Here is a 22,970-nt window from a genome sequence, read left to right on the forward strand (position 1 = left end):
CGGCGGCACCGGTTGCCGCCGGCCGTCACCGACTGTCCCCGGACGGCCCCGGCTGCGCTGCCGGGGCCGTCTCGTGCGCCAGGAGTCGCTGCCGGGCCGTTTCGGCCATGGCGCGCTCGTAGTCGGTGAGGGTGGCGAGCTGGCCGGGGCTCAGGGAGGCGAGGCGGTTCTCGATGTCGCTCAGCCGGCGCTCGTCGTCGTCTCGTTCCTTCCGCTGCCGGTCGGTCAGGGCGCGCTGGGCGTCGAGGGTCTTGTGCGCCGCGCGGGCCCGTTCGGCGGCGCGCTTCTCCGCGTCGGTCATGTCGCGCACCTGCTCCGCCCGCTCCTGGGCCAGCTGTGCGATCACATGGCCCTGGTCGAGGGCCGGCTGCGGATTCCGGGCCATCAGCAGACGTACGTACGAGGAGATCTCCATGCTGTTTCGGTACTGCTGCCGGGCCAGCAGCCCGGCCGCGCGGCGGCTTTCCTCCAGGGCGAGCCGGGCCCGGGTGAGCTGTCCGTCCAGCCGTGCGGCCTCGGCCTGCCGCTTCTTCAGCTGCTCGGCGGTGACGTTGTAGGTCTCGGTCGCCTGTTCGACTCGCCGGTAGGTCCCCCGGAGGTCGGTCAGCAGATCGGAGAGCGTACGGTCCGCGTCCGGAGCCCGACCGGAGTCGGGGGACGGGTCGGGAGCCCCCAGCGCGGGCGCGGGAGTGAGCAGGACCGAGGCCGTCACCGCCGCCGCGCACATCAGGCGGAGCACCCGCTCTGCCATGTGATCACCTCCGGTGCGGGCGTTCTTCCCCTCGCACCGGCAGCATGGGACGCGCACCGGCCGGGCGCGCGCCCGGTGGTCCGGTCGGCGCAGTGAGGTCACCCGGTGGTGGTGTCCGGTCCGTCGCCGTGCGGCGTGCCACCCGCTTTCGTGCGCGGCTTCGGCCACGGCCACCGCTGACGTCTGCCGAGGTCCCCCTCGGGGTCGTAGCTGTACTTCCAGCCGGGGTGGAGTCCGAATCTGCCGGGAGGACCCGCCGGGACACGGCGGTAGACGAGGACGGTGGGCGGCCCGCCGTCCGCGTCCGGGACCGGGACGCGGTACGTCTTCGGCGGATGGCCGGTCAGGCCGAGCAGGACCGGAAGGACGCGCCCGTCCAGGGGGCCGCCCACGAACGGGGTGTCTTGGCTCTTCACGGCACCAGTGTCCTCCGCCGGGCAGCGGACCGGGTCACGCGGCACCGGGGCGGAGCAGGTGCCCCGCGTCACCGAGGACCGGCAGGACGCGGCGGACCAGGGCGCCGACCGGCCCCTCGGCGCTCTCCAGGGCCAGTGCGGCCCGAACCACGGCGGCGGTCTGCGCGTCGCGCCCCGCCGTCGCCAACAGGCACACCACGAACTGCTCCACGAGCCAGTCCCTCAGCTCCTCGGCCGGCGGCTGCTTGTCCTCGTCGAGCCAGATCAGCGAGGCGGCCTCGACGGTGGTGATCCACATCCGCACGGTCATCCGCAGCCGCGGTCCCGGCTCCTCGGCGCCGATGTGGCTGAGGATGTGTTCGGCGGCGGACCGTCGCACCCCGTCCACGATGGCGGTGGTGCGGGACGTCTCGACGACGCTGCCGCCCTGCAGCAGGGCGCTGAACCCGGCGTCGTGCCGGCCGACGAAGGCCAGGTATCGGTCCAGGGCATGGCCCAGACGCCGGGTGAGCGGCCCCTCCGGGGGCTCGGCGAAGCACTGCTGGAGCTCCTCGGCCGCGGAGCGCAGCGCGGCCTCGTAGAGCTGCTGCTTGCCGCCCGGGAAGTAGCGGTACACCAGCGGCCGGGAGACCCCGGCCGCCTCCGCCACGTCGTCCAGCGAGACCTCCTCGGGAGCGCGGTGCGCGAACAGGGACAGCGCGGCGTCGAGGAGCTGGGTCCTGCGCTCTTCGACGCTGAGCCTGCGGTACGCGCGGGTCGGGGTCTCGGAGGTCATGTTCCGCAGCGTAATCGGGACGCTGCGGGAAGGGGCGGCCGCCCGGGCGGCGGGCGTCCGGTTGTCGCCCGGCCGCGCGCCGCGTTCAAGCCAGCAGCCCCGAGGCCTTCCACAGCCGCCGGCCGACCCCCCGCAGCACCCCGATGTCGTCGAGGAAGCCGGTCAGGCGCTGCGCGCCCGTCTGCATGACCTCCCGGCGGTGGCCGCTGGCCCGCACCTGGGCCACGGCCTCCCGCTTGTCCAGACCCACGTTCGCGTACACCTCGGGGTTCACGAAGGCGACCGAAAACACCCGTGCGAACTCGCCCGAGGTGATCCGGGTGAACTCCTGCGACCACCGAGGGGCGGTCAGCATCTGCCGGCGCAGCTCCTCGCGCGCGTAGCGGACGTGCCGGGCCTCCTCCACGACATGGATGCGTGTGACGCCGCGGATCAGCGGCTGCACCCGCTCGTCGGGGAAGGTCAGCCGCTGCATCCAGTCCAGCACCTCCTCACCGAGGAGTGTGGCCGTGAAGGACCCCGGGGTCGTCGAGATCGTCTTGAACACGCGGCCCAGGCTCTGGTGGACCCGGCTGACCGGGTACCAGGGCGTGCCGCCGTGTGTGATCAGCCGGGCGAACATCTTGGAGTGCCGGCACTCGTCCTCGATCTCGGTCAGCGCGTAGCGCACATGCGCGCTCGTGGCCGCCTTGTCGTAGATGTGCCGCACCAGCAGCTGCATCAGGATGATCTCGAACCAGATGCCGAGCGAGGCGAGTGAGGCGGCCTCGTGCTGGGACAGCAGGATCCGCTGTTCCTCGCCCATGCGCTTCCACAGCGGCGTGCCGTACAGCGACACCAGCTCCGGGGGCCAGAACCACTTGCCGTCCTCGAAGGGCGCGTCCCAGTCCAGTTCGCTGTCCGGGTCGAAGGAGTGCCTGGCGGAGGACGCGAGCAGCCGCTCGGCCACCTGTTCCCGGTCCTTGATCAGGCCGAGCGCGTCGCGCAGTACGTCGGCTTCGGTCACGGTCGTCATCGCTGTTCCCCACCACGTCGTCGTACGGGCCGCTGTTACCGGCGGTCACGTCTTATGAGACTGCGTGTCAGCAAGGCCGTCAATCCCCTGAGTGCCACTTGTTGACGCCGCGTCTACCAGAGGCGCCGAACTCAGGGCCGCAGGACGGCCGAAAACCGGACGCGGAACACCGTACGGCGAAGGAGAATCAGCGGGTCGAGGAGATACCGGTCGCCGCGACCGGCCAGGACCTCTCCCTCGTGACCGGTGAACGGAGGCTTGAACGGTGGCTGTTCGAGACCGGGTCCCCACGGCGGACAGCGCAGCCGCCCGCCGCAGCCTGGCGGGCCTCGCCCTCGGCGACGCCTTCGGAGAGCGCTGGTTCCCGCTCTTCCGTGCCCCCGCGCAGGCGCTGGCGGAGATACGCGCGCGGCGCACGCCCGAGGAGCCCGAGTGGCACTGGACCGACGACACGGCGATGGCCCTCGCCCTGCTCCGGGTGCTGGACGAGCACGGGGAGATCCACCAGGAGTCCCTCGCCCAGGCCTTCGCGCTGGGCTACGACGCCGACCCGGCCCGCGGATACGGCCGCGGGATGCACGAGTTGCTGCCCAGGCTGCTCGACGAGGCCGAGCGCTGGCGGGAGTTGTCGCGGGAACTGTTCGACGGCGAGGGCAGCCTCGGCAACGGGGCGGCCATGCGGGTGGCCCCCCTCGGCGCGTGGTTCCATGCCGACCTGCCCCGGGTCGTCGAGCAGGCGGCCCTGTCCGCCGAGGTCACCCACGCCCACCCCGAGGGCGTCGCGGGCGCGGTCGCCGTGGCCCTCGCGGCCGCGCTCAGCGCGCGGGGCCGGCCGGACATCGGCACGGTGGTCTCGCTGACCCCGCCGAGCGCGGTGCGCGAGGGCCTCGTCCGCGCGGCGGAGCTCCCCTTCACCACCGAACCGTGGAAGGCCTCCGACATCCTCGGCAACGGACAGCGGATCAGGGCCGACGACACCGTCCCGTTCGCCGTGTGGACCGCGGCCCGGCACCCGGACGACCTCACGGCCGCCCTGTGGGCCACGGCCGAGGGCTTCGGCGACGTCGACACCACCTGCGCCATCACGGGCGGCATCGTGGCCGCCGCCACGGGACTCGACGGCGTACCACCGGAGTGGCTACGGCGCAGGGAGCCGCTCCCCGGCGAGCACGCCCGCTGACGCTCACCCCGGGCGGCCCAGATCCTCGTCGACGACCCCCACCGGGCAGGCCGCCGGCGCCGCCTCCCCGGGCCGGGACGAGGTGCGCAGGGTGAAGGCGCACTCCGTCGGCCCATGGGCGCGCAGATGCAGCAGGCGCTCCTTCACCGGGGCCAGGGCGTCCACGAAGTCCTTGAGCTGCGGTGAGTCCAGCGGAGCCAGGAGGCGGGCGACGCCGACCTGGGCGAGTTCAAGGCGGCTGCGGGGGCGGTCGGTGTGCGTCATGGACCGAACGGTGGGTCGCCGTGCCCGATGCGCGGCGGCCACGTCTCGCCCCGCGGACCCGGTCGGCGCCCGCTCAACGGGCCGTGGGCAAGAGGGGGTTGCGTCCGTGCGACGTGCGCGGGTCGGCCCCGGACCCCGGGCGTGAGTCCGGCAGCCCGTATCCCGACCGGGAGGCCAGTACCGCCTGCATCACGGCCCTCGCGATCGGCGCCGCGTCCCCGCCGCCGCTGATCTCCCCGCGTTCGGCCGCCGCGTCCTCCACCACCACCGCGACCGCCACCGCCGGTTCCGGCGCGCCGTCCGGCTGCGCCCAGGAGATAAACCAGGCGTAGGGCATGCCGGAGTTGCCGACCCCGTGCTGGGCCGTGCCCGTCTTGCCGCCCACCAAGGCGCCGGGAATCGCCGCGTTGCGGCCCGTGCCCCCCTGCACCACGTCCGTCATCATCTGCCGCAGCAGCGCCGCCGTCGCCGGGCTCATCGCACGGTACCGGGTGCGCGGGCCGGTCATGCTGACCGTCGCGCCGGCGCTCGTCGTCGTCCTCTCCACGAGGTACGGCGCCTGCACCGAACCCCCGCCCGCCACGGCCGCCGCGACCATCGCCATCTGCAGCGGCGTCGCCCTCGTGTCGAACTGCCCGATCGAGGACATCGCCAGCTGCGCCTGGTCCAGCTTCCGGTCGAACGTACTCGGCGCCACCGCGAACGGCACCCGCAGCCTGGGGTCGTTGAAGCCGAAGCCCTCCGCGGTCGCCGCCATCGTCCGCAGCCCCACCGCCACGCCCAGCTTCGCGAACACCGTGTTGCACGACCACGCGAAGGCATACCGCAGGGACGCGTTCGTGCAGCCGTCCGTCTCGTTGGTCAGCTGCGTCGTCGTGCCCGGCAGGAGGTAGGGATCCGGGGACGGCGTCGGATCGTCGGGGTTCCACACCAGCCCCGAGTCCAGTGCCGCCGCGGCCGTCACCACCTTGAAGGTGGAGCCGGGCGGGTACGTCTGCCGGATCGCCCGGTTCAGCATGGGCTGCGCCGCGTCCCCGGTCAGCCGCGCCCAGGCCCGGGCGGTGGACGCCGAGACCCCCGACAGCTGCCCGGGGTCGTACGACGGCGCCGAGACCAGCGCCAGGATCCGCCCGGTGGACGGCTCGATCGCGGCCACCGCGCCCGTGCGCCCGGCCAGGTACCGGTAGGCGGCCCGCTGCGCCGCCCCGTTGAGGGTGGTGACGACCCGGCCGCCCGGCGGGTGCTTGCGCACCAGGTCGTTCCACAGGGGGAACAGCGACAGCGTCGGATCGGTGCCCGTCAGCACCGGGTCCTGCGTGTTCTCCAGCAGCGTCGTCCCGTACCGCTGCGAGGCGAAGCCGGTGACCGGCGCGTACAGCGGGCCGTCCGTGTAGGTGCGCTCGTAGCGGAAGATGCCGCCGGTGTCCCGGGAACCGGTCACCGATCGTCCGTCGACCATGATGTCGCCGCGCGGCCGGCCGTAGCGGTCGATCGCCTGCCGGTGGTTGGCGGGGTTGCCGCCGTACGACTCGGACTCGAAGATCTGCACCCGGGTCGCGTTCACCAGCAGCGCCAACAGCAGCACCGCGCACAGGGCCGCCGCCCGGCGGATGGTGGGGATCTCCCCGCGCCGGGTGACGTCGAGATCCGGTGGGAGGCTCATGGCATGGCCGTTCCGTCGTACTGGCGGCGCGCCGAGTCGCTGATCCGGATCAGCAGCGCCACGATGATCCAGTTCGTCACGACCGAGGAGCCGCCCTGGGCCAGGAAGGGCATCGCCATGCCGGTGAGCGGGATCAGCCCCGTCACCCCGCCCGCGATCACGAACACCTGGAGCGCGACGATCGACGCGAGCCCGATGGCGAGCAGGCGCCCGAACGGGTCGCGCAGCGCGAGGCCCGCCCGATAGCCGCGCTCCACGAGCAGCGCGTAGACCAGGAAGAGCGCGGACAGTCCCGCGAGCCCCAGCTCCTCGCCCGCCGTGGCCAGGATGAAGTCCGACTTGACGGCGAAACCGATGAGCACCGAGTGCCCGAGACCGAGCCCGGTGCCGAGCGCCCCGCCGGCGGCGAACGCGAACAGCGACTGCGCGAGCTGGCCCGCGCCCTGCCCTGCCTCGATCGACGCGAAGGGGTGCAGCCAGTCCGTGACCCTGCTGTGCACATGCGGCTCCAGCCGGCCGACCGCGAGCGCTCCGAGGACGGCGAGCACCAGACCCACGGCGATCCAGCCGGTACGGCCCGTGGCGACGTACAGCAGCACCACGAACAGGCCGAAGAACAGCAGCGAGGTCCCGAGGTCGCGCTCCAGGACCAGCACGCCGACACTCAGCAGCCAGACCGCCACGACCGGGCCGAGAACCCGCCCCGCGGGCAGCCGCAGCCGTCCCGCACGGCCGGCCGTCGGCACCAGCGCATGCCGGTTGGTGGCCAGATACCCCGCGAAGAACACCGCCAGCAGCACTTTCGCGAACTCCCCGGGCTGGATCGAGAACTCGGCGATCCTGAGCCAGATCCGGGCGCCGTTCACCGCCGGGAAGAAGATCGGCAGGATGAGCAGCAATAGCGCGGCGACCATCCAGACATAGGTGTAGCGCTGGAGCACCCGGTGATGGGGGAGCAGCAGGACCACAGTGATGAACAGGGCCACGCCCACCGTCGACCAGTACAGCTGGGTGGGGGCGGCCCGGTCGCCGGGGGTCGCCAGATCGAGGCGGTAGATCAGCACCAGGCCCATGCCGTTGAGCAGGACGGCGATCGGCAGCAACAGCGGATCGGCGTACGGGGCCCGCAGCCGCACCGCGCCGTGCGCGAGCAGCGCGAGCAGGCCGAGCCCGGCGCCGTAGCGCACGGTTCCGGGCGGCACGCTGCCGTGGTCGGCGAGCCCGACGGCGCAGTAGCCGTACACGGAGAGCAGGACGGCGAGGACGATGAGGGCGCACTCGATGCCACGGCGCCGGGGCGGACGCAGCGCGACGGGAGCGAGGGCCTCCGTCACCGGCTGGGCCTTCTGCGCCGCCTCCGCTCCTCGCGTTCCGGGCTCGATCATGTGCGGAACGTAGCAAGCGCGCGAGCGGCATGTCCCGTTATAGGGGGTCAATCGGGCCGTTCCGGTACATGTCGCGCCGTCGTCGGCCCTCGACCGGGGTCCGCCCAATGCCGGACAGGACCGCCGGTCGTGTCACTCCGCGAGTTCCTCCAGCAGCCGGGCCGTGTCCAGGCCCGCCCGCAGGTACTCCACGAACAGCTCGTTGTGCAGCGCCCAGGGGCCACGGCGGGCGCGGATCATCCGGATCGCCTCCTCGGCGGTGTGACCGGCCCGGATCAGCGCCTGGGCGACGACCAGCCCCGAACGGTTGTACCCGTGGTAACAGCGGACGAGAACCCGCCGGCCGTCCTCCAGCGCGTCGTCGGCCGTCTGCGCGAGCCGCATCACACCCGCGAGCTGCGTCCCGTCCAGCGGCCCGTCCGGAATGGGCCACACATGGTGCTCGACCCCCGCGTCCGGCCCGTATCCCGGCAGCCGCAGCAAGGTCAGCACGAGATCGAACTCATCGCTCACGACGGCGAATTCCCGCTGCCCGGAACGTCCCGCGAACTCGTGCCCGCCCATCCACAGGCCGGGCACGATCTCGCTCCACGGGACGTCCGGCGCGGGAACCTCGGGTTGCATTCTGCGGGTCCGCAACGGCGCCTCCCACCGAGTCCCCAACTGCTCACAAAGGTAACCGGGTTCTTGCCCCTGGAGCACCCCGCCTGTTCCCATGGTCATGGGGTGATGGTGCATGGACGGACTGCGCGTCATACCGACCTGGCGACACGGCCTGGAACGCCTGTACGTGTGCGACGCTCACGGCAGGAACCTGGCCTGGTACGACCGCGAGACGGGCCGCGTCAACGTGCTCGGCGACGACCGGCTGCAGGACGTCCTGGACGCGCTGCGACCGTATCTGACCGGCCCGATCACCGTGGGGCCGCCGCCCGTCCCCACCCCCGCCGAACTGGCGCGGCTCTCCCTCCACCCGGACGACGACCTGGCACCGAACCGGCCCGGCGAGGCCCTGCTGATCGCCCTGGACCGCGACCCGGGGCCCGCGCACCGGCTGCGCCCCGACCCCCGGCGGCGGGCGCTCGCCGCCGAACAGGCGGTGGGGGAGGCACTGGACGAACTGGAGGGCGCGGGCTGGCGCACCCTGCACTCGGTGCCCCTGCCCGGCGGGAACCGCGTCCACCACCTGGTGATCGGCCCCGGCGGCCTCTTCGTCGTCCACGCGCTGCCCGCCCGCAGACAGCGCGTCCTCGTGGCCGACCCGGTGGTGACGGTGGGCCGTGGCGAGCCCAGCCCGCTGCTGCGCCGGGTGCGCGCCGACGCGGACCGGGCGTCGTACGCCCTCACCGCCGAGGTGCACCCGGTCCTGGCGGTGACGGAACCCGCCCGTCTGGAGGTCACGGCCCCGCTGCGCGGGATCCGCGTGCTGACGGACACCGACCTGTCCGGCCTCGCGCGCCTGGGCGGCGTCCTCAAGCCGGCCGACGTGGAGGCCCTGCACGCGATGGCGCGGGACCGGCACACCTGGGTCCGGGTGTGACGGGGCGCAGGGCGAGCGGCTCAGGCGGGCAGCGGCCGGGCGCGGGCGGGATCGAGCAGCGGGGCCAGCAGATCGCCGTACGCCTGGAGGCGGGGGGCGATGTCCCGGGCGCACAGGACGAGCGCCCCCGGCGAGCCGCAGTCGGCCACCTCCTCCCAGGTGACCGGCGCGGACACGGTCGGCTCCGGACGCGCCCGTAGCGTGTAGGGCGCCGCCGTCGTCTTGCGCGCCGCGTTCTGGCTCCAGTCCACGAAGACCTTCCCCGGCCGCAGGCTCCGCGTCATACGGTGCAGCACCAGGCGCGGCATCGCCTGCTCCGCCTCCACGGCGAGCCGCTTGGCGTACTCGGTCGTCCGCTGCGACGGCGTGGGCTCGACCGGGGCCAGCAGATGCAGCCCCTTGGAGCCGGACGTCTTCGCGTACGCCTCGATCCCGTCCGCGGCGAGCCGCTCCCGCAGCCACAGCGCGACCCGGCAGCACTCGACGACGGTCGCCGGTGCGCCCGGGTCCAGGTCGAACACCAGCCGGTCCGCGACGTCGGGGGTCTCGACGCGCCACTGCGGGGTGTGGAACTCGGTGACGAGGTTGGCCGCCCACATCAGGCTCGCCAGGTCCTGGACCAGCACCATGCGCGCGGGGCCCTCCGCACGTGGCACCTCGGCCGTGGTGACCCAGTCGGGCGTACCCGGCGGCACGTTCTTGGCGAAGAAGACCTGGCCGTCCGGGCCGTCCGGGTACCGCAGAAAGGACAGCGGACGGTCGCGGAGGTGCGGCAGCAGGGCGTCCGCGGTGGTCGCGTAGTAGTGCAGCAGCTCGCCCTTGGTGAAGCCGGTCGCGGGATGGAGGACCTTCTCCAGGTTGCTGAGCGCGAGCCGGTGCCCCGCCACCTCGGTGATCGGCGTCATACGATGAGAATCCCACGAAACCGCCTGATATCGGCGCAACGATGGAAAAAGGTGTGGCACGTGCGATCCATCTGGAACGGCGCCATCTCGTTCGGCCTGGTCAGCATCCCGGTCAAGCTGATGAACGCCACCGAGAACCACTCGCTCTCCTTCCGCCAGATCCATCTGGAGGACGGCGGCCGCATCCGCTACCGGAAGTTCTGCGAGCTGGAGGACCGCGAGGTCTCGTCGCCGGAGATCGGCAAGGGGTACGAGGACGCGGACGGCTCGGTCGTGCCGATCACGGACGAGGACCTGGCGCAGCTGCCGCTCCCGACCGCCAAGACCATCGAGATCGTGGCCTTCGTACCGGCCGACCGGATCGACCTGCTGCAGATGGACACGGCGTACTACCTGTCGGCGAACGGCGCCCCGGCCGGCAAGCCCTACGCGCTGCTGCGGGAGGCGCTCAGACGCAGCGGGAAGGTGGCCGTCGCGAAGTACGCGCTGCGGGGCCGGGAGCGGCTGGGCATGCTGCGGGTGGTCGACGACGTGCTCACCATGCACGCCCTGCTGTGGCCGGACGAGATCCGTGCGGCGGAGGGGGTGGCGCCGGAGGCCGACGTCCCCATCCGCGACAAGGAGCTGGACCTCGCCGACACGCTGATGGACACGCTGGGGGAGGTGGACCTGGACGAGCTGCACGACGAGTACCGCGAGGCGGTGGAGGAGCTGATCACCGCGAAGGTGGAGGGCCGGGAACTCCCGCCGGCCCCCGAGCCCGAGGGTGGCAAGGTCCTGGACCTGATGGCGGCCCTGGAGAAGAGCGTGCGCGCCGCGCGGGAGTCCCGGGGCGCGGAGCCGGGCGGGGAGGCGGAGGTGCGACAGCTGCCGTCCCGGAAGTCGTCACGTGCGACGCCGAAGGAGGTGGGCGGCAAGAAGTCGACGTCCACCGCGAAGAAGGCGACGGCGGCGAGGGCCGCGCCGAAGAAGACGACGGCCAAGAAGACGACGGAGAAGAAGACGACGGCGAAGAAGACGACGGAGACGAAGACGGCGGGTAAGAAGGCGACGGCGAAGAAGACGCCCGCGGCCAAGTCGACCGCGGCGAAGTCGACTGCGGCGGGGTCGGAGCCGGCGGGCAGGAAGACGGCAGCCAAGAAGGCAGTGGCCAAGAAGACGCCCGCGAAGAAGACGTCCGGGCGGCAGCGGGCGGGGTGACGCGGGTGCTGGGGCGGAAGTTGCCCGGTCGAGACGGGGGAGGCTGGCGAGACGGGGGAGGCTGGCGAGACGGGGGAGGCTGGCAAGGCTTGCGAGACGAGGGGGGCTGACGAGACGGGGGAGGCCGCCGAGACCGGGGAGGCCGGCGAGACGGACGAGACGGGGAGGCAGGCGAGACCGCTGAGGCCGGCGAGAGGGCCGAGAGAGCCGAGAGGGCCGACGCCGAGACAGCCGAGAGGGCCGATGTCGAGACTGCCGAGACTGGAGAGGCGGAGGAGACTGGCGAGACTGGGGAGGCGTAGGAGGCGGGCGAGACCGCCGAGGCGCAGGAGGCGGGCGAGAGCGCCGAGGCGCAGGAGGCGGGCGAGAGCGCCGAGGCGCAGGAGGCCTGCGAGGAGGCCTGCGAGACGGACGAGACGGTGGAGACGGGAGGCGCGGGGCGACGCCCCACGACTACGCGCCCCGTGCCTCCCGCCGACTCTCCCCTCGCACCTCGACGTCACGCACCCGGGGCCCCGAAGTCGCCCCACGGCGTCTCGCCGGGCGGCGGGGTGTCGGGACCCTGGGGAGGGAGGCCGTCGGCCGCGGTGGCGGCAGGCGGCAAGGGATCCGAGCCGAGGTAGGGGGACGGTAGAGGGGACGGCACGTCGTTCGGGAGCACCCTGGTGGAGCTGTGCCTGTGGTGTCTGTGGGACTCGGACGGCCTCGGGGAGCCGCTGGCGTTCTGGCCGTTCTGCCCGTTCTGCCCGTCCTTGCCGTCCGTGCCGTCCTTGCCCTCCCGACCGTCCGTTCCGTCCCTGCCCTCCCGGCCGTCCTGACCGTCCTGGCCGTCCTGGCCGTCGTGTCCGTCTCTTCCGTCCTTGCCGTCTTTCCCGTCCTTGCCCTGCAGGCCCTGTGGACCGGCCGGCCCGGTCGGGCCGGGCGGACCCGAGGGGCCGACGTCGATCTGATGAGCCTGCAGATCGTCGATCTGCGCCTGCTCCGAGATGAGCGCACAGGACTGCACGACGAGCGCGGCGATCAGTGCTGCACCGAGCACGAGGTGACGTCGCGGCCTTCGATTGAATTCGTTCACGCTGATCACCTGGCCCCTCACGGTGTGTGACGGCGCCAGTGTAAATGACGGACAGTCAGATGAAGTGGAGATCCTCACGGAGGGTCCCCGGTCGGTGGGCGGAGTCAAGAAGCTCAGCGTGCGCCGGTTGATCTCCGTGGCGCCCCCGCTGCCGCGAGGGGGCGGGACTGGTGGGTCGCTACGTCAGTTAAGCGGAGCCGACGGCGGGGTGCCGTAGAACGCGATCGACGGCCGGCCGCGCGAGGCGGCGAAGTCGTTGAGCAGCTTGGCGATCTCCAGTGCGGTGATGCGGTTGGCCGTCGGTGTCTCGACCGTCGAGACACTGAACTTGATGTCCAGTTCCCCGCCCATGTCGGTGCCGGACAAGGTGACCGTCCCGCTGAAGAGTGTCCCGCCGGGGAAGTCGGTCGACGCGGCGGTCTGCGCGTCGGTCTCGGCGGCCTCCGCGGCCTGGGCCGGCTGTGCCGCCTAGCATGGCGCCCGCGGCGGTCGTACCTGAGTATCAGAGCAGGGATCGTCTGGAAATTCTGGACCCCGTAACCCCCTCTTTCACCGGCCGTACGGGGGTCTCCCGAGGCCGCCAACGCTCGCATGAGCATTCGCCAGTCGGGGGAGTTGAACGACATCGTCCGCTAGCGATGATGCGCGGGTCCCGCGATCCGGCCGGCCCTGGGTCTCATGGCGAAGGCCACCAACGCGAGAAGTGCCCCTGACCCGCGACGACAGGACCTACCGAGAGGGCCCCGATCGCTGCTCGGGAAGAAGCACTTCTCACTTCTCGGACGAAGACCGGGCCCGGCTCACCGGACCGGACGACCGCATCGCCCCCGACCCGGCGACCTTCCGGGCCGGGTGGTCAGGCTCCGGCCCCTTCGGTGGCGGCCTGGGCCTGGGCCTGTTCGTGGGCGGGACCTCGATCACCGCCGATCCCGGCTGGACCGACGGCGGCCCCGGGCGCACCTACTGGCGGACCGGTACATAGAAGCCGTTGTGCGATTCAGGGCGGGCGCCTCATTCGGATGGGCAGGAACAACACCGCGAAGGTGGTGCTCGGCCCGCTCCCCGCGAAGGTGCTGCTCGACCGGCTCCCCACCGGTTGACCGCCTCTTGCCGGAGGATTGTGGTGACCGACCCGGCATAGTCTCGACCCGGTTCACATGACCGGTCTCCGATAAAATGGGCGGATCAGGAAAAATCCGCTCCGTAGTGGGGACAGGCCTGTCCCTCCGCGCGCGGCCGGGTCGGCCGACGGATCTGGAAGGGCGCCGTCATGGCCAAACAGATCACCTGCCGCAGAGTCTACGAGGAGACCTCGCCGCAGGACGGGAAGCGCGTACTCGTCGACCGGGTGTGGCCACGGGGCATGCGCAAGGAGGACGCGCATCTGGATGAGTGGCTGCGTGATGTCGCCCCGACGAGCGAACTACGCAAGTGGTACGGCCATGAGCCCAGCCGCTTCACCGAGTTCCGCCGTCGCTACCTGGCCGAACTACGCGACGCGGGGCACCGTGAGGCGGCCGAGCATCTGCGAGACCTGGCGGCGCACGACAAGCTCACGCTGTTGACCGCCACCAAGGACGTGGATCACAGTCAGGCCGCTGTCCTGGCCGAGTGGCTGTCCAAGAAGCGATGACGCACATACGAGGGTCCACAAGGACGGCAAGCCGCGGATCTCGATCGTCGACGGCGACGGCGACTGCGGCGGAGTGAACCGGTGCGGCCCTGAGGCCACCGTCGACCGCGCCGCGTCGCCCTCGGACGGACTGCGAACGAGTCCGAGGCCGGTCGTCTCCGCCATCCACGAAGGCGCGCTGCGGATCGCCCCCACCATTGGCCGGACAGCCACCGTCTGTGAACCACCCCGCTGCCGCCCGCGGCGGCCCCGAGCCCAGGCGCACGCCCTCTCTTCGTCGGGTGGGACGTTGCCGCGTCATGCTGTGGCAGACGGGCGTCGGACACCCGTCGAATGACGGAGAAAATCCGTGCCACCGGCCGGCCCGGCTCGGGTGGACACCGCTCGCGGGCCTATCTCCACCCCTGGCTCCACCCATGGGTCCAGGTGCTTCCCGACTGGTCAGAGCAGCCTTGAAGGCATGACAACGACCGAATGGTTCACCGACATCGCCCTCATCCTGATCGTCTTCCGGCAGCTGCGGGAAGGCCGTCTGGGCCCGAGGTCCTATCTGCTTCCGCTCGGGATCGTCTCCTTCGTGGCCTACAAGTACCTCCATACCGTTCCCACCGGAGGCAACGACCTGGTCCTGATCGGCGCTCTGGTGGGCGTCGGCGTCGTACTCGGCGTCAGCGGGGGCGTCCTCACCCGCATACGGACCGCCGGTGAGCACGTCCTGATCAAGGCCGGTGTGGTCTCGGCGGTCCTGTGGGAGCGACATCCTCCACATGCGCCGACGAACTGGCGACCCTGGAGAGGTATCCCCACGAGGATGTCTGGCCCTACCTGGGGACACTGAAGCAGTCCATGCGCGCCGATCTGGGCGTCGAAGACCCGGGCGTGTTGCGAAAGTCCCGTCGTTCGCCCGAAGGGAGACAGTCAGGACTACCACAACACGCCCTAGATGCGAGGCTGATCACCATGGCGAGCTGGGGGCCGTCTCAGCTCGGGTAGGCGCACCTGGAAACTCGGCATCGGCTCTCCGGGGCGGACATGCAGCTGATGGGCATCGACTTCCAGGTGCTCACCAGCTTTTTCGTCGCGTGACCACCGGAGGTCAGAGAACCGTCCGCGTTTCCGTATGAGTTCACCGAGCGGGGAAGGTGAGCCGCAGAACGATCTCGCCATCGTCGATCTCCCCGGTGGGCTCGAACCCGAACTTCTGGTAGAAGGGCCACGGTTCGCCGTCGCCGGGCTCGTAGCTGGTCAGCAGCTCGGTGGCGCCGTCCGCGCGCACCAGGGCGGCGACCTGCGCGAGCGCCTCTCGGCCGATTCCGCGTCCCTGGTACTGCTCGTCGACGAGGAGGCGCCAGAGGAAGTGCCGCCCTTTGTAGGGACCGGCCGGCGGTTTCCACGACAGCATGACGAAGCCGACGGGCTCGTCGCCGCGGTACACGGCGCGGTACCAGGGGTTGGCCTCCGGTTTCCTGGCCGCCTCCTTGAGCGACTTGGACACGGAGGCGACGAACTGCTTCTGGTTGTGTCGGACGTGGAGGCCACGAACGGAATCCCGGTTGTCGTCGGTGATCTCCCGTAGGTGCACGCCTGGAGATCTCATGCCCCATCCCTTCCACATACGGCAGCTGCGCCATCGGCGTCTGCGTGAAGAACCGCCACCGTCCCATGCGTCAACCGTGGCTGACTCCAGCCCGGGCCCGTACGAGCTTCACGTAGACGGAGACTGGTCGACTTCAAGACGGCCCTTCACTCCCTGTGCGATGCCGGTACGACGACTCGGGGCTCCGTCACTGAATGTACGCGCTCGGCACCGCCTGGTGCGGGAAGCAACTGGAGATCGTCTGCGAGGCGTGGGGCAGACGGGGGATGACGTGTCGCTGAGCGGGACGGAGGCAGGAGCGCAGGCCCGGCTGGGGGCCGGGCCGCGCGCGGTGAGCGGAGCGAGCCGCCCTGAATCCGTGAAGAAGAACGGGAGGAGCGAGCTGAGCCGCGCCGCTCGCCCTGCGATCTTGTCGCCTCGTCTCGCTTGCTGCTGCCACGTCGGCAACGTCAATGCGAGAGCACAGGGGGATGTGGAGCGGCATGTCACGAGCTGGAAGCGGTACGGACATGATCGCCTGTACGCGAATCTGCCTGATGGCACCGCGGTTGGCTGGGCGGACGCCAGAAGGGGGTGATCACGGTCTACGGCGGTGAGTATCGCGACGGCGTGATCGCCGTACTGACCCAGCACTCACAGAACTCCCCGAGCCGGTCCAGCCACACAAGGCGCCCGAGGCTGAAGCGCTTCACCGCCGCGACCCCCGACCGCAGCGCGGCGCAGAATCTCCTCCATCGCCAACTTGACGCCCTCGGCAAGTAGAAGGCAACCCGTCGCGCCCGCCGACGGCCCGGCGGGTGGAAGGCCGCTTCCGGGCCCGGCATCAGGACAACCCGAGGGTCGCGGCATACGGCTGTGCAACACACCGACCCCGGCCTCAGCATTTCCGCTGGTGACGGGGTCTGTGGATACCTCATAGTGGGTGCCCCCGGCAGGATTCGAACCTGCGCACACGGCTCCGGAGGCCCTTGGTGTGCCAGGCATTTCTCCTGGTCAGAGGCTCGTTACATGACGAGCGATAAGACCCAGTCCACGAATGGTCCGCGCGGTGCCTCGACCTACCGGTGTGGTCGTCCTGATCGAGCTCCACGTATGGCCAGTGATCGAAGGAGCCGAAGTTGGCACCCAGCGGCTGGATCGCGCCGCCTCGACCGTCCCGCGTACGTACCATGCACCTCAGGTCGGAATCCGCCTTGGCTGCGGCCGACCAGTTGAAGTTGACCTGCAGCTGTCCGTCCCCCGCGATCCGGGCCTGCGGCGACCAATCGCTCAGCTCGACCGGACTCCCGTTCACCCTCGATGTCTGCTGCGGCTCCCCGCCGAGATTCCGGCACCGGCTCCGGCTCTGGTTCGATGATCAACCCCCGGGGGACGCCCCTTCGTCGACTTCAGTTGGACGACCCCTCGCTTGCGACCGTCCCCGCTCATCCGCCTCACGCCCCCTCAACTGCGTATCGCATCAGATGCGACCGGATTCACAGATCATCACGCTTTCACTACAACCCTGCACTACTCTCGACCGTCTCTTGTGGAGGATGTGAAGATCCATCCGATCGACGCCCATGCGGCTTGGGGGCCATGCGCGCTCCGATCAAACTCGCCGGTGCCGCCAGTGCATCGATCCGTCACACGACCTGGCGACAGCCATGGGCAGGATAGGGGAGCCCTGTGGGGGTTTTGCACGACAGATCGGTAACTGCCCGTCACCTTGAGGACCAGGCCCAGGATCCTGCGCTTGCCCCACGAGCTGAGGAACTACGCGCGCTCGCCCGTGCGATGGACTCTCGCGAACTCGACGCGCTGGACGCCTGGGCCGACCTCGACCTGATGGCCAACTTCGCCCGCCCCGAGAGCATGGTGTGCGACGTGACGCCGGCGACTAGCCGTCGTGCCGCTCTGGTATCGAAGACCGTCGACGGGCTGGACTGGGTCCTCGGCGCACTCGTCTTCATGCCGCTCCTCTTTACCTGGTCCGGTCTCGCGATGGCGACCAGCGCCTATGGCGATCTCACGACCGCGGACCCAAAGGCGGCCAGGCGCCCCTTCCTCCAGCTGTGGCAGACCGGCTTCGAGGGGCACCTCAGCGGTTGGTTCGAGTTCGGCCACGTCGCCGAGGTCGGCAGCGTCGCTCTCCTTGCCCTACTCGCGCTAACGCTGCTCCACGGCAATCGTCGTGCCGCCGCGGACCGGGCAGAGCAGAGGGCGGAGCAGGAGACCCGTGCCGCGATGGCCCGCCTGGTGCCCGTACTGACCGAAGCCCAGCTGATCCTCAACGCGCACCGCTTTGCTTCGCCGGGAAGGTTCGCGGAGGAGCTCAACAAGGCCGGCGGGAAGATCCAGCGCATGCACTCCAAGGCGCTCGCCGCACAGAAGCATCTCGTCACTGCCGCCGAGGTGGTCCGTGAGGCGTTGGAAAAGGCGGAAGAACGCCTCGCGGAAGCCGACGATTCGGTTCGCCCCCTCGAGACGGCGGTGGCGCGGATGGCTGACACCGTCCGGGACAGCGGCACCGCGATCCGTTCGGCCGTACGCGACTTGGACCAGCCGCTCACGCAGGTCGGCGACGAGCTCCGGCACGCCGTCAACGGCCACCGCGAGGCCCTCGATCGTAGCCGCGACAGCCTGATCACCGCCACAAACGATCTTCGGAACCTCCTCTCCCGCACCACAGACAGGCTGGAGGCCACTGTCTCCGGCAACGGTGACGAAGTCCGTACCGCGCTCACGGACGCGGCTCAGCGCGTCGAGGACTCCGTTACGCTGCTGGCCGCCACGCAGCGCTCTTTCACCACCAGCGTCGAGGTAGTCGGAGACCTGCACAGCCAGCTCATCGACGGCCTCAAGGCCATGGCCGAACACACCGAGCAGGCGGCTGGGGACTCCCGGCACGCCGTCTCCGGCATCGCCGACCGCACGAAGGCGCTCGACGAGGCCGCGAAGCGGTTCACTGCCCTGATCGACGTCGTGGAGCGTGCCGCCAAGGACGGCGACGCGGCGCGTGCGGCCGCCGAAATCGAGCGCCGCATGGCGGAGGACGCCAGGAAACAGGCGCAGGAAGCGCTCGCGAGGGCCGAGGAGATCTTGCGTCAGGCCTCAGCGTCGACACCGCCGGTGCCTCCTGCGTCGTCCACGTCGCCGGGTAACCCGTTCCCCGCGCAGCCGGAGCAACGTGAGCGCTCGGATGCCAGGCCGCATCCCTCCTCCGACGCCGCCTATCCCCAGCGGCCGCCGGTAAGCCTGGACAAGGCCTCATGACCGCCTCGTCCGGGTCCGCGAGCAAGAGGCGCCGGTTGAGCCGGTTCAACCCGCTGCACCTCGCCGGCTGGCTCTTCGCCGACATGCTCCTCGTCCTGGCCCTGGTCTCCCTGGGGGACCGGGCAGATCCGCTCGCAGCCCAGTCGGCGGCGAAGCCGAAGCCGTCGCCGTCCACCACGGCGTCTGCGTCCCCTTCGCCGTCACCAACGCCCACCGGGCCCCGGTCGCTTGAGCTGAAGCCGGTAAAGATCCGGGTGCAGGCGGCCGCAGGCGACCGGTCTGCCATGGTCGCGCAGGTGCGCGAGGCCACGGAGCGGTATGGGGGCCGCCAGGCCGCTCTGGTCCTCACCTTCGGCGAGTCTCCGGAGACTAGTCAGGGTCAGGCGTACGCCGGTGAGATCAACAAGGCGCTGAAGAAGGCCCGTCCGGACATGTTTGGCGAGTCCGTGGAGCGCCCGTTCTGGCAGGGCAGCCCGACCTCCGGCAGCGCCGCGCTCGAAATCTACTTCTACACCCGCTGACGGCCAGGCCGTCGTCCCCCACGTTCCATCGATTCAGGAGCAAGCAATGCAGCTTCTTCCCTTCTACCTGGTCTGCGACGAGTCCAGCTCCATGGCCGCCGGCGGCGTGGGCGCCATCAACGAGGCCCTGCCGGACCTGCACGACGAGATCAGCTCCAACCCGGCCGTCGCCGACAAGGCCCGCTTCGCGATGATCGGCTTCTCCACCAGCGCCACCCTGCTCCAGCCGCTGGTCGACCTCAGCGAGATCGACTCTCTGCCGTCGCTGTCGGCGGGTGGCGTGACGTCGTTTGCCTCAGCGTTTCAGCTGCTCAAGGACACCATTCAGAAGGATGTCGACCGGCTGAAGGGCGAGGGCCACTCCGTTTTCCGCCCGGTCGTCTTCTTCCTGTCCGACGGTGCTCCGACTGACATGCCGGACACCCTCTGGCGCGATGCGCTCAAGGAACTCAAGGAGTTCTCCTACGCCCCGAAGATCATCGCCTTCGGCATTGGCACGGCCGATCGGATGACGATCGCTGAGGTCGCCAACTTCAAGGCGTTCATCCAGGAGAGTGACAATGTTAATCCCGCTGCCGCCCTTCGCGAGTTCGCGTCGAGCTTGACAAACTCGATCGTCAACTCGACCACCAGCATCTCGTCTAAGGGGGGCGAAGGCTTCGACCTTAAGGTCGACGACCACGTGGACGGCTACACCAGCCTCTCCCTGGACAAGATGTGAGCGCGCCCATGAACCATGACGACCCGCGCGTGCCAATCAGCGCGGACGAGCAGATGGACCAGGCCGTGGCGCTGGTCAGTACGGTGCTGCCCGCGCCCTTTTCCGCTCCTCTTCCGGCCGAGGCGGTCGCGGCCTCGGCGTCCCCGCTGCCCCAGGCGCTGCCGACGCCCCACGTTCCTCAGAAACCGCAGGTCGAGCCGGATGCTTCAGGTCCCCACGAGACCTCGCAGACGCAGGTCCGGCCGCAGCCGCAACTGACCCCGGATCCCGCCCCGGTACCGGCCCCGCAACCGACCCCCGATCCGTCAGCGGTGAACCCCGGCTGCGCGTGCGGCGGCAGTGCGCGCACGTTTCCCGAGCACATTGGCAGGCGTCCCCCCGCCTATCCGCCGTTCCCGAAGAACAAGCCGGCCGTCGGTGAGGACGATTTCGCTGCCTTCACCCCGGATACCGTCGTCGATGGTCTTACCCTGCCCGGACTGGCCGTGCTGGGCGCGTCCATGCGGGGCGACTCCCATCGGTGGGAGGGGACCTGCCGCCAGGACGCGATGGTGTTGGCTCGGATTGGCGAGGGCAACGAACAGTTGCTGGTGCTCGCGGTGGCGGATGGTGTTGGTTCGTCGAAACGGTCCCACGTCGCTTCGCAGGAATTGGCTCACGCCGTGATCAAGGCTTTGGAGACGAAGGCCCGGGACCTCCACAGCCTGCTGGTGGGCCAGGACCATCAGATGCTCATCGCTGCCGTCAACAGCGCCATCGGCGAGGCCGTGCCCGACTGCCTTAAGAAGTGGGCGGCGAAGACCGCGGGATTCGACGAGCGGGACTACGCCACTACTCTGCATCTCGTGCTGGTGCCCACGGACACCAAGATCCGGGAGAGGGTGTGGGTCAGCATTGGCGACGGCGGTTTGCTACGTCTCGTCGATGGCGAGTGGCACGGGTTGGAAGGCCAGGACGGTGGAATCGCCAGCACGAGGACGACCGCCCTGCCTTCGACCCGTTATGCCGCGGTCGCCCTGCTTCGATCCGAACCGGGCGAACTGCTGCTCCTCGGAACCGACGGAATCACCAATCCGATCAACCAGGAACCCGAGTTCCGTGCGCGTCTGGCCGCCTACTGGGGTACCGGCGAGGTCCCGACCATGTCTGAATTCCTCAGGCAGGCGCAGCTCCGCGCCAAGACGTACGACGACGACCGCACGGTCATCTGTGTGTGGGAGGGGGTGGCGGGCCGATGACGGCCGAGGACGGTCAGGATGTTGCGAAGTCATCGCTCACTCTCGGCGCCAAGATCGGCAGCGGCGGTCAGGGCGACGTGTACCTAGCCGGCAATGACCTGCTCTTCAAGAAGTACAAGAACCCCGCCACCGTGAACGAGAGCGCCCTGGCGACTCTTCCCGCGCTCCGCCAGGCACTGTCTGACCCGGATCGCGCCCATCTGGACCGGATCGCTGCTTGGCCGCTGTGCCGCGTGTCGGACGGAGGCCGTTCGGTCGGCTTCCTCATGCGCAATGCACCGGACGTGTACAGATGGCAGACGCCGAACGGCAAGACCAAGCTCCTACAGCTGCAGCACGTGCTCTACTCGGAGAGGCCCGCGACGAAGAACGTTCGCCGCCCGTCTCCGGAGCAGCGGCGCGCACTGGCCATGGCCTGTGCAAAGGCCGTCGACTGGTTCCACAGCACCAGCATGGTCATCGGGGACATTTCCCACGCCAACATCCTGTGGTCTCTGCAGCCGGAGCCGATGGTTCACTTCATCGATTGCGACGGTTTCCGTCGTGTTGGAGGAGCGTCGGTGCAGATCCAGGCCGACACCCCGGAGTGGGGTGACCCGCACACCCCGTCCGCGCGGGCGAGCGTCGACAGTGACGCTTTCAAGACCGCCCTGGCTGTCGTACGGATCCTCGCCGAGGACCCGTACGTCGTCCCGGGTGACCCGCTCAAATTCGTCGCCGGCTGCCTCAATGACCGCCAAGAGTCGGCCGTCCGCAGCCTCTTCGAGCAGGCGGGCGGCCCGGCCGGCACTAGGCCAAAGCCGAGCGAGTGGTGTGACGCCATGAGCGACCGCGGCACCATCCAGCTCCGCGCGGCGCAGCCCAGACAGCGGCCCGTCGTCGACACATCCGTCCTGGACGGCGTCCGCGATCGCAGGCCGATTCAATTGCGCCGCGGGTAGTGGCCGGGGGCTCAGGCGGGACCTAGACGGGCTGTTCCACGAGTATGGGTCCACGCATAGTCGACAGCTCGTAGCATAAGCATTGCTCTGATGAGAGCGGCGGCGCTGCCATGCGAAACGTCGAGGCTGCGGGGGGCTACGTGAGGACCATTGGAGCACTGCATGGTTGTGCGGATGAGCACCTGCAGACCTACACAGATCCCCGGGGGCCCAGAGCCTTCCGCACGTATGACTGGCAGGGCGATCCGGACCGATTGAGCCCGTTGGACTGTCTGGCCCCGGCCCTGCTGAGCGTTCGCATGGGCTACAAGCAGGTAGTGCCGTTGTTCCACCCTGATGGCCCGGGAGCTGAAGTCCTGCAAGCCATGGAAGCGGTGCTCGCGGACAAGGGGTGTGCGACAGCTGACTTCTTGGACGTGACGCTGGATCCGTCGACGGGACCCTGGTCTCTGGTTGATCGAGCACTAGTGGCCACAGGTGAAGCCGGCGGTAAGGGGCTGTCCGACTTCAAGGCCGTTGCCGTCACCAAGATCCTCCACCGCAAGCGGCCTAACCTAGTGCCGATTTTCGACAGTAGCATCTACCGGTTCTACCTCGGCCAAAAGCCAGTTTCCGGAGCCTATAAGGACACCCCCCGGCGCTTGTGGCCGCTCCTGCAAGCAGACCTACGCCGTCACCGGGGTTGGATCCAAGACCTCATCGTCCCCATTCGTACGCCTGACGAGAGGCCTCTCAGCCTTCTTCGAGCGGCAGACATCATAATTTGGGAACACACGGCCAGCGGATGCGCCGCGTGACGGGGGAGTGTCTAATCAACGGCGGATCCGATGATCAAGGAGACGCCTGATGAGCGAGGCCATCACCGAGCACGGGACCGTGGAAGAGCCGGTCGTCG

At 70.1% G+C, this 22,970-nt stretch carries 24 protein-coding genes and 1 pseudogene; 13 read left to right on the top strand and 12 right to left on the bottom strand.

Annotated features, from left to right (window positions below):
* Positions 1-25 precede the first annotated feature (25 nt).
* The 4 genes from ACFY2Z_RS20910 to ACFY2Z_RS20925 all read right to left on the bottom strand — a co-directional run bounded on the left by ACFY2Z_RS20910 (position 26) and on the right by ACFY2Z_RS20925 (position 2,957).
* Complete coding sequence (locus tag ACFY2Z_RS20910) at positions 26-751, bottom strand: coiled-coil domain-containing protein (RefSeq protein ID WP_390745595.1); 726 nt, start codon at positions 749-751, stop codon at positions 26-28.
* Between the two features lie 98 nt (positions 752-849).
* Entirely contained in the window at positions 850-1,167 is a 318-nt protein-coding gene (locus tag ACFY2Z_RS20915) for a hypothetical protein (RefSeq protein WP_390745596.1), read from the bottom strand.
* Between the two features lie 34 nt (positions 1,168-1,201).
* The gene (locus ACFY2Z_RS20920) at positions 1,202-1,942 is read right to left on the bottom strand and encodes a TetR/AcrR family transcriptional regulator (RefSeq protein WP_390745597.1); all 741 of its coding nucleotides are present in this window, start codon (positions 1,940-1,942) and stop codon (positions 1,202-1,204) included.
* Positions 1,943-2,027: 85 nt separating this feature from the next.
* The gene (locus tag ACFY2Z_RS20925; RefSeq protein WP_355911358.1) at positions 2,028-2,957 is read right to left on the bottom strand and encodes a diiron oxygenase; all 930 of its coding nucleotides are present in this window, start codon (positions 2,955-2,957) and stop codon (positions 2,028-2,030) included.
* A 265-nt stretch (positions 2,958-3,222) separates the two neighbouring features.
* Between ACFY2Z_RS20925 and ACFY2Z_RS20930 the strand changes: the two genes are divergently transcribed.
* Positions 3,223-4,137, top strand: a complete 915-nt coding sequence (locus ACFY2Z_RS20930) for an ADP-ribosylglycohydrolase family protein (RefSeq protein ID WP_390745598.1) — start codon at positions 3,223-3,225, stop codon at positions 4,135-4,137.
* Between the two features lie 3 nt (positions 4,138-4,140).
* Here the strand turns inward: ACFY2Z_RS20930 and ACFY2Z_RS20935 are convergent, their stop codons facing one another.
* The 4 genes from ACFY2Z_RS20935 to ACFY2Z_RS20950 form a co-directional block, all read right to left on the bottom strand.
* On the bottom strand, positions 4,141-4,401 hold the full coding sequence (locus tag ACFY2Z_RS20935) for a DUF3291 domain-containing protein (protein ID WP_390745599.1): 261 nt from the start codon (positions 4,399-4,401) through the stop codon (positions 4,141-4,143).
* A gap of 73 nt (positions 4,402-4,474) precedes the next feature.
* Entirely contained in the window at positions 4,475-6,064 is a 1,590-nt protein-coding gene (locus tag ACFY2Z_RS20940; RefSeq protein ID WP_390745600.1) for a penicillin-binding transpeptidase domain-containing protein, read from the bottom strand.
* Complete coding sequence (locus tag ACFY2Z_RS20945) at positions 6,061-7,449, bottom strand: FtsW/RodA/SpoVE family cell cycle protein (RefSeq protein WP_390745601.1); 1,389 nt, start codon at positions 7,447-7,449, stop codon at positions 6,061-6,063. Before ACFY2Z_RS20945 ends, ACFY2Z_RS20940 begins: the two co-directional genes overlap by 4 nt.
* 132 nt (positions 7,450-7,581) lie before the next feature.
* On the bottom strand, positions 7,582-8,088 hold the full coding sequence (locus ACFY2Z_RS20950) for a dual specificity protein phosphatase family protein (protein WP_390745623.1): 507 nt from the start codon (positions 8,086-8,088) through the stop codon (positions 7,582-7,584).
* A 97-nt stretch (positions 8,089-8,185) separates the two neighbouring features.
* Here ACFY2Z_RS20950 and ACFY2Z_RS20955 point away from each other — a divergent pair, with 97 nt between their 5' ends.
* Entirely contained in the window at positions 8,186-8,989 is an 804-nt protein-coding gene (locus ACFY2Z_RS20955) for a nuclease-related domain-containing protein (RefSeq protein WP_390745602.1), read from the top strand.
* 20 nt (positions 8,990-9,009) lie between these two features.
* On the opposite strand, the gene ligD is transcribed toward ACFY2Z_RS20955, so the two are convergent.
* Complete coding sequence (ligD, locus tag ACFY2Z_RS20960; protein ID WP_390745603.1) at positions 9,010-9,894, bottom strand: non-homologous end-joining DNA ligase; 885 nt, start codon at positions 9,892-9,894, stop codon at positions 9,010-9,012.
* Positions 9,895-9,945: 51 nt separating this feature from the next.
* Here ligD and ACFY2Z_RS20965 point away from each other — a divergent pair, with 51 nt between their 5' ends.
* Entirely contained in the window at positions 9,946-11,094 is a 1,149-nt protein-coding gene (locus tag ACFY2Z_RS20965) for a Ku protein (protein WP_390745604.1), read from the top strand.
* Positions 11,095-11,593: 499 nt separating this feature from the next.
* Here ACFY2Z_RS20965 and ACFY2Z_RS20970 read toward each other — a convergent pair whose 3' ends face one another.
* Together ACFY2Z_RS20970 and ACFY2Z_RS20975 are read right to left on the bottom strand one after the other, a co-directional pair.
* Positions 11,594-12,169, bottom strand: a complete 576-nt coding sequence (locus ACFY2Z_RS20970; RefSeq protein ID WP_390745605.1) for a hypothetical protein — start codon at positions 12,167-12,169, stop codon at positions 11,594-11,596.
* Between the two features lie 183 nt (positions 12,170-12,352).
* The gene (locus ACFY2Z_RS20975; protein ID WP_390745606.1) at positions 12,353-12,535 is read right to left on the bottom strand and encodes a hypothetical protein; all 183 of its coding nucleotides are present in this window, start codon (positions 12,533-12,535) and stop codon (positions 12,353-12,355) included.
* A 337-nt stretch (positions 12,536-12,872) separates the two neighbouring features.
* Here ACFY2Z_RS20975 and ACFY2Z_RS20980 point away from each other — a divergent pair, with 337 nt between their 5' ends.
* From ACFY2Z_RS20980 to ACFY2Z_RS20990, 3 genes and pseudogenes are all read left to right on the top strand, one after another.
* A complete protein-coding gene (locus ACFY2Z_RS20980) occupies positions 12,873-13,151 on the top strand; it encodes a hypothetical protein (RefSeq protein WP_390745607.1) in 279 nt (92 codons plus the stop codon).
* Between the two features lie 288 nt (positions 13,152-13,439).
* On the top strand, positions 13,440-13,802 hold the full coding sequence (locus tag ACFY2Z_RS20985) for a DUF488 domain-containing protein (RefSeq protein WP_390745608.1): 363 nt from the start codon (positions 13,440-13,442) through the stop codon (positions 13,800-13,802).
* Between the two features lie 460 nt (positions 13,803-14,262).
* Positions 14,263-14,553 (top strand): annotated as a pseudogene (locus ACFY2Z_RS20990) (hypothetical protein); the annotation flags it as partial.
* A gap of 375 nt (positions 14,554-14,928) precedes the next feature.
* Here the strand turns inward: ACFY2Z_RS20990 and ACFY2Z_RS20995 are convergent.
* Positions 14,929-15,399, bottom strand: a complete 471-nt coding sequence (locus ACFY2Z_RS20995) for a GNAT family N-acetyltransferase (RefSeq protein WP_390745609.1) — start codon at positions 15,397-15,399, stop codon at positions 14,929-14,931.
* Between the two features lie 573 nt (positions 15,400-15,972).
* On the opposite strand from ACFY2Z_RS20995, the gene ACFY2Z_RS21000 reads away from it, so the two are divergent.
* From ACFY2Z_RS21000 to ACFY2Z_RS21030, 7 genes are all read left to right on the top strand, one after another.
* Positions 15,973-16,161: a hypothetical protein gene (locus ACFY2Z_RS21000; protein ID WP_390745610.1), complete on the top strand. Its 189-nt coding sequence runs from the start codon at positions 15,973-15,975 to the stop codon at positions 16,159-16,161.
* Positions 16,162-17,175: 1,014 nt separating this feature from the next.
* On the top strand, positions 17,176-18,654 hold the full coding sequence (locus ACFY2Z_RS21005; protein ID WP_390745611.1) for a hypothetical protein: 1,479 nt from the start codon (positions 17,176-17,178) through the stop codon (positions 18,652-18,654).
* Positions 18,651-19,175, top strand: a complete 525-nt coding sequence (locus tag ACFY2Z_RS21010) for a hypothetical protein (RefSeq protein WP_390745612.1) — start codon at positions 18,651-18,653, stop codon at positions 19,173-19,175. Before ACFY2Z_RS21005 ends, ACFY2Z_RS21010 begins: the two co-directional genes overlap by 4 nt.
* Positions 19,176-19,221: 46 nt before the next feature.
* Positions 19,222-19,896: a VWA domain-containing protein gene (locus ACFY2Z_RS21015; RefSeq protein WP_390745613.1), complete on the top strand. Its 675-nt coding sequence runs from the start codon at positions 19,222-19,224 to the stop codon at positions 19,894-19,896.
* Positions 19,897-19,904: 8 nt separating this feature from the next.
* On the top strand, positions 19,905-21,134 hold the full coding sequence (locus ACFY2Z_RS21020; protein WP_390745614.1) for a protein phosphatase 2C domain-containing protein: 1,230 nt from the start codon (positions 19,905-19,907) through the stop codon (positions 21,132-21,134).
* Positions 21,131-22,075, top strand: coding sequence for a hypothetical protein (locus tag ACFY2Z_RS21025; protein ID WP_390745615.1), 945 nt, complete (start codon positions 21,131-21,133; stop codon positions 22,073-22,075). Before ACFY2Z_RS21020 ends, ACFY2Z_RS21025 begins: the two co-directional genes overlap by 4 nt.
* A 110-nt stretch (positions 22,076-22,185) precedes the next feature.
* Positions 22,186-22,872, top strand: coding sequence for a DUF6308 family protein (locus ACFY2Z_RS21030; protein WP_390745616.1), 687 nt, complete (start codon positions 22,186-22,188; stop codon positions 22,870-22,872).
* The last annotated feature ends 98 nt before the right edge of the window (positions 22,873-22,970 follow it).

Source organism: Streptomyces sp. NPDC001222 (assembly GCF_042896945.1).
Lineage (GTDB): Bacteria > Actinomycetota > Actinomycetes > Streptomycetales > Streptomycetaceae > Streptomyces > Streptomyces gibsoniae.

Bases quoted from the DNA above. Each gene is read 5' to 3' on its own strand.
- ACFY2Z_RS20985 (WP_390745608.1), top strand. From the start codon at position 13,440: ATGGCCAAACAGATCACCTGCCGCAGAGTCTACGAGGAGACCTCGCCG.
- ACFY2Z_RS20925 (WP_355911358.1), bottom strand. From the start codon at position 2,957: ATGACGACCGTGACCGAAGCCGACGTACTGCGCGACGCGCTCGGCCTG.
- ACFY2Z_RS20955 (WP_390745602.1), top strand. From the start codon at position 8,186: ATGGACGGACTGCGCGTCATACCGACCTGGCGACACGGCCTGGAACGC.
- ACFY2Z_RS21005 (WP_390745611.1), top strand. From the start codon at position 17,176: ATGGACTCTCGCGAACTCGACGCGCTGGACGCCTGGGCCGACCTCGAC.
- ACFY2Z_RS21025 (WP_390745615.1), top strand. From the start codon at position 21,131: ATGACGGCCGAGGACGGTCAGGATGTTGCGAAGTCATCGCTCACTCTC.
- ACFY2Z_RS20940 (WP_390745600.1), bottom strand. From the start codon at position 6,064: ATGAGCCTCCCACCGGATCTCGACGTCACCCGGCGCGGGGAGATCCCC.
- ACFY2Z_RS21020 (WP_390745614.1), top strand. From the start codon at position 19,905: ATGAACCATGACGACCCGCGCGTGCCAATCAGCGCGGACGAGCAGATG.
- ACFY2Z_RS20910 (WP_390745595.1), bottom strand. From the start codon at position 751: ATGGCAGAGCGGGTGCTCCGCCTGATGTGCGCGGCGGCGGTGACGGCC.
- ACFY2Z_RS20945 (WP_390745601.1), bottom strand. From the start codon at position 7,449: ATGATCGAGCCCGGAACGCGAGGAGCGGAGGCGGCGCAGAAGGCCCAG.
- ACFY2Z_RS21030 (WP_390745616.1), top strand. From the start codon at position 22,186: ATGCGAAACGTCGAGGCTGCGGGGGGCTACGTGAGGACCATTGGAGCA.
- ACFY2Z_RS21010 (WP_390745612.1), top strand. From the start codon at position 18,651: ATGACCGCCTCGTCCGGGTCCGCGAGCAAGAGGCGCCGGTTGAGCCGG.
- ACFY2Z_RS20935 (WP_390745599.1), bottom strand. From the start codon at position 4,401: ATGACGCACACCGACCGCCCCCGCAGCCGCCTTGAACTCGCCCAGGTC.
- ligD (WP_390745603.1), bottom strand. From the start codon at position 9,894: ATGACGCCGATCACCGAGGTGGCGGGGCACCGGCTCGCGCTCAGCAAC.
- ACFY2Z_RS20920 (WP_390745597.1), bottom strand. From the start codon at position 1,942: ATGACCTCCGAGACCCCGACCCGCGCGTACCGCAGGCTCAGCGTCGAA.
- ACFY2Z_RS20995 (WP_390745609.1), bottom strand. From the start codon at position 15,399: ATGAGATCTCCAGGCGTGCACCTACGGGAGATCACCGACGACAACCGG.
- ACFY2Z_RS21015 (WP_390745613.1), top strand. From the start codon at position 19,222: ATGCAGCTTCTTCCCTTCTACCTGGTCTGCGACGAGTCCAGCTCCATG.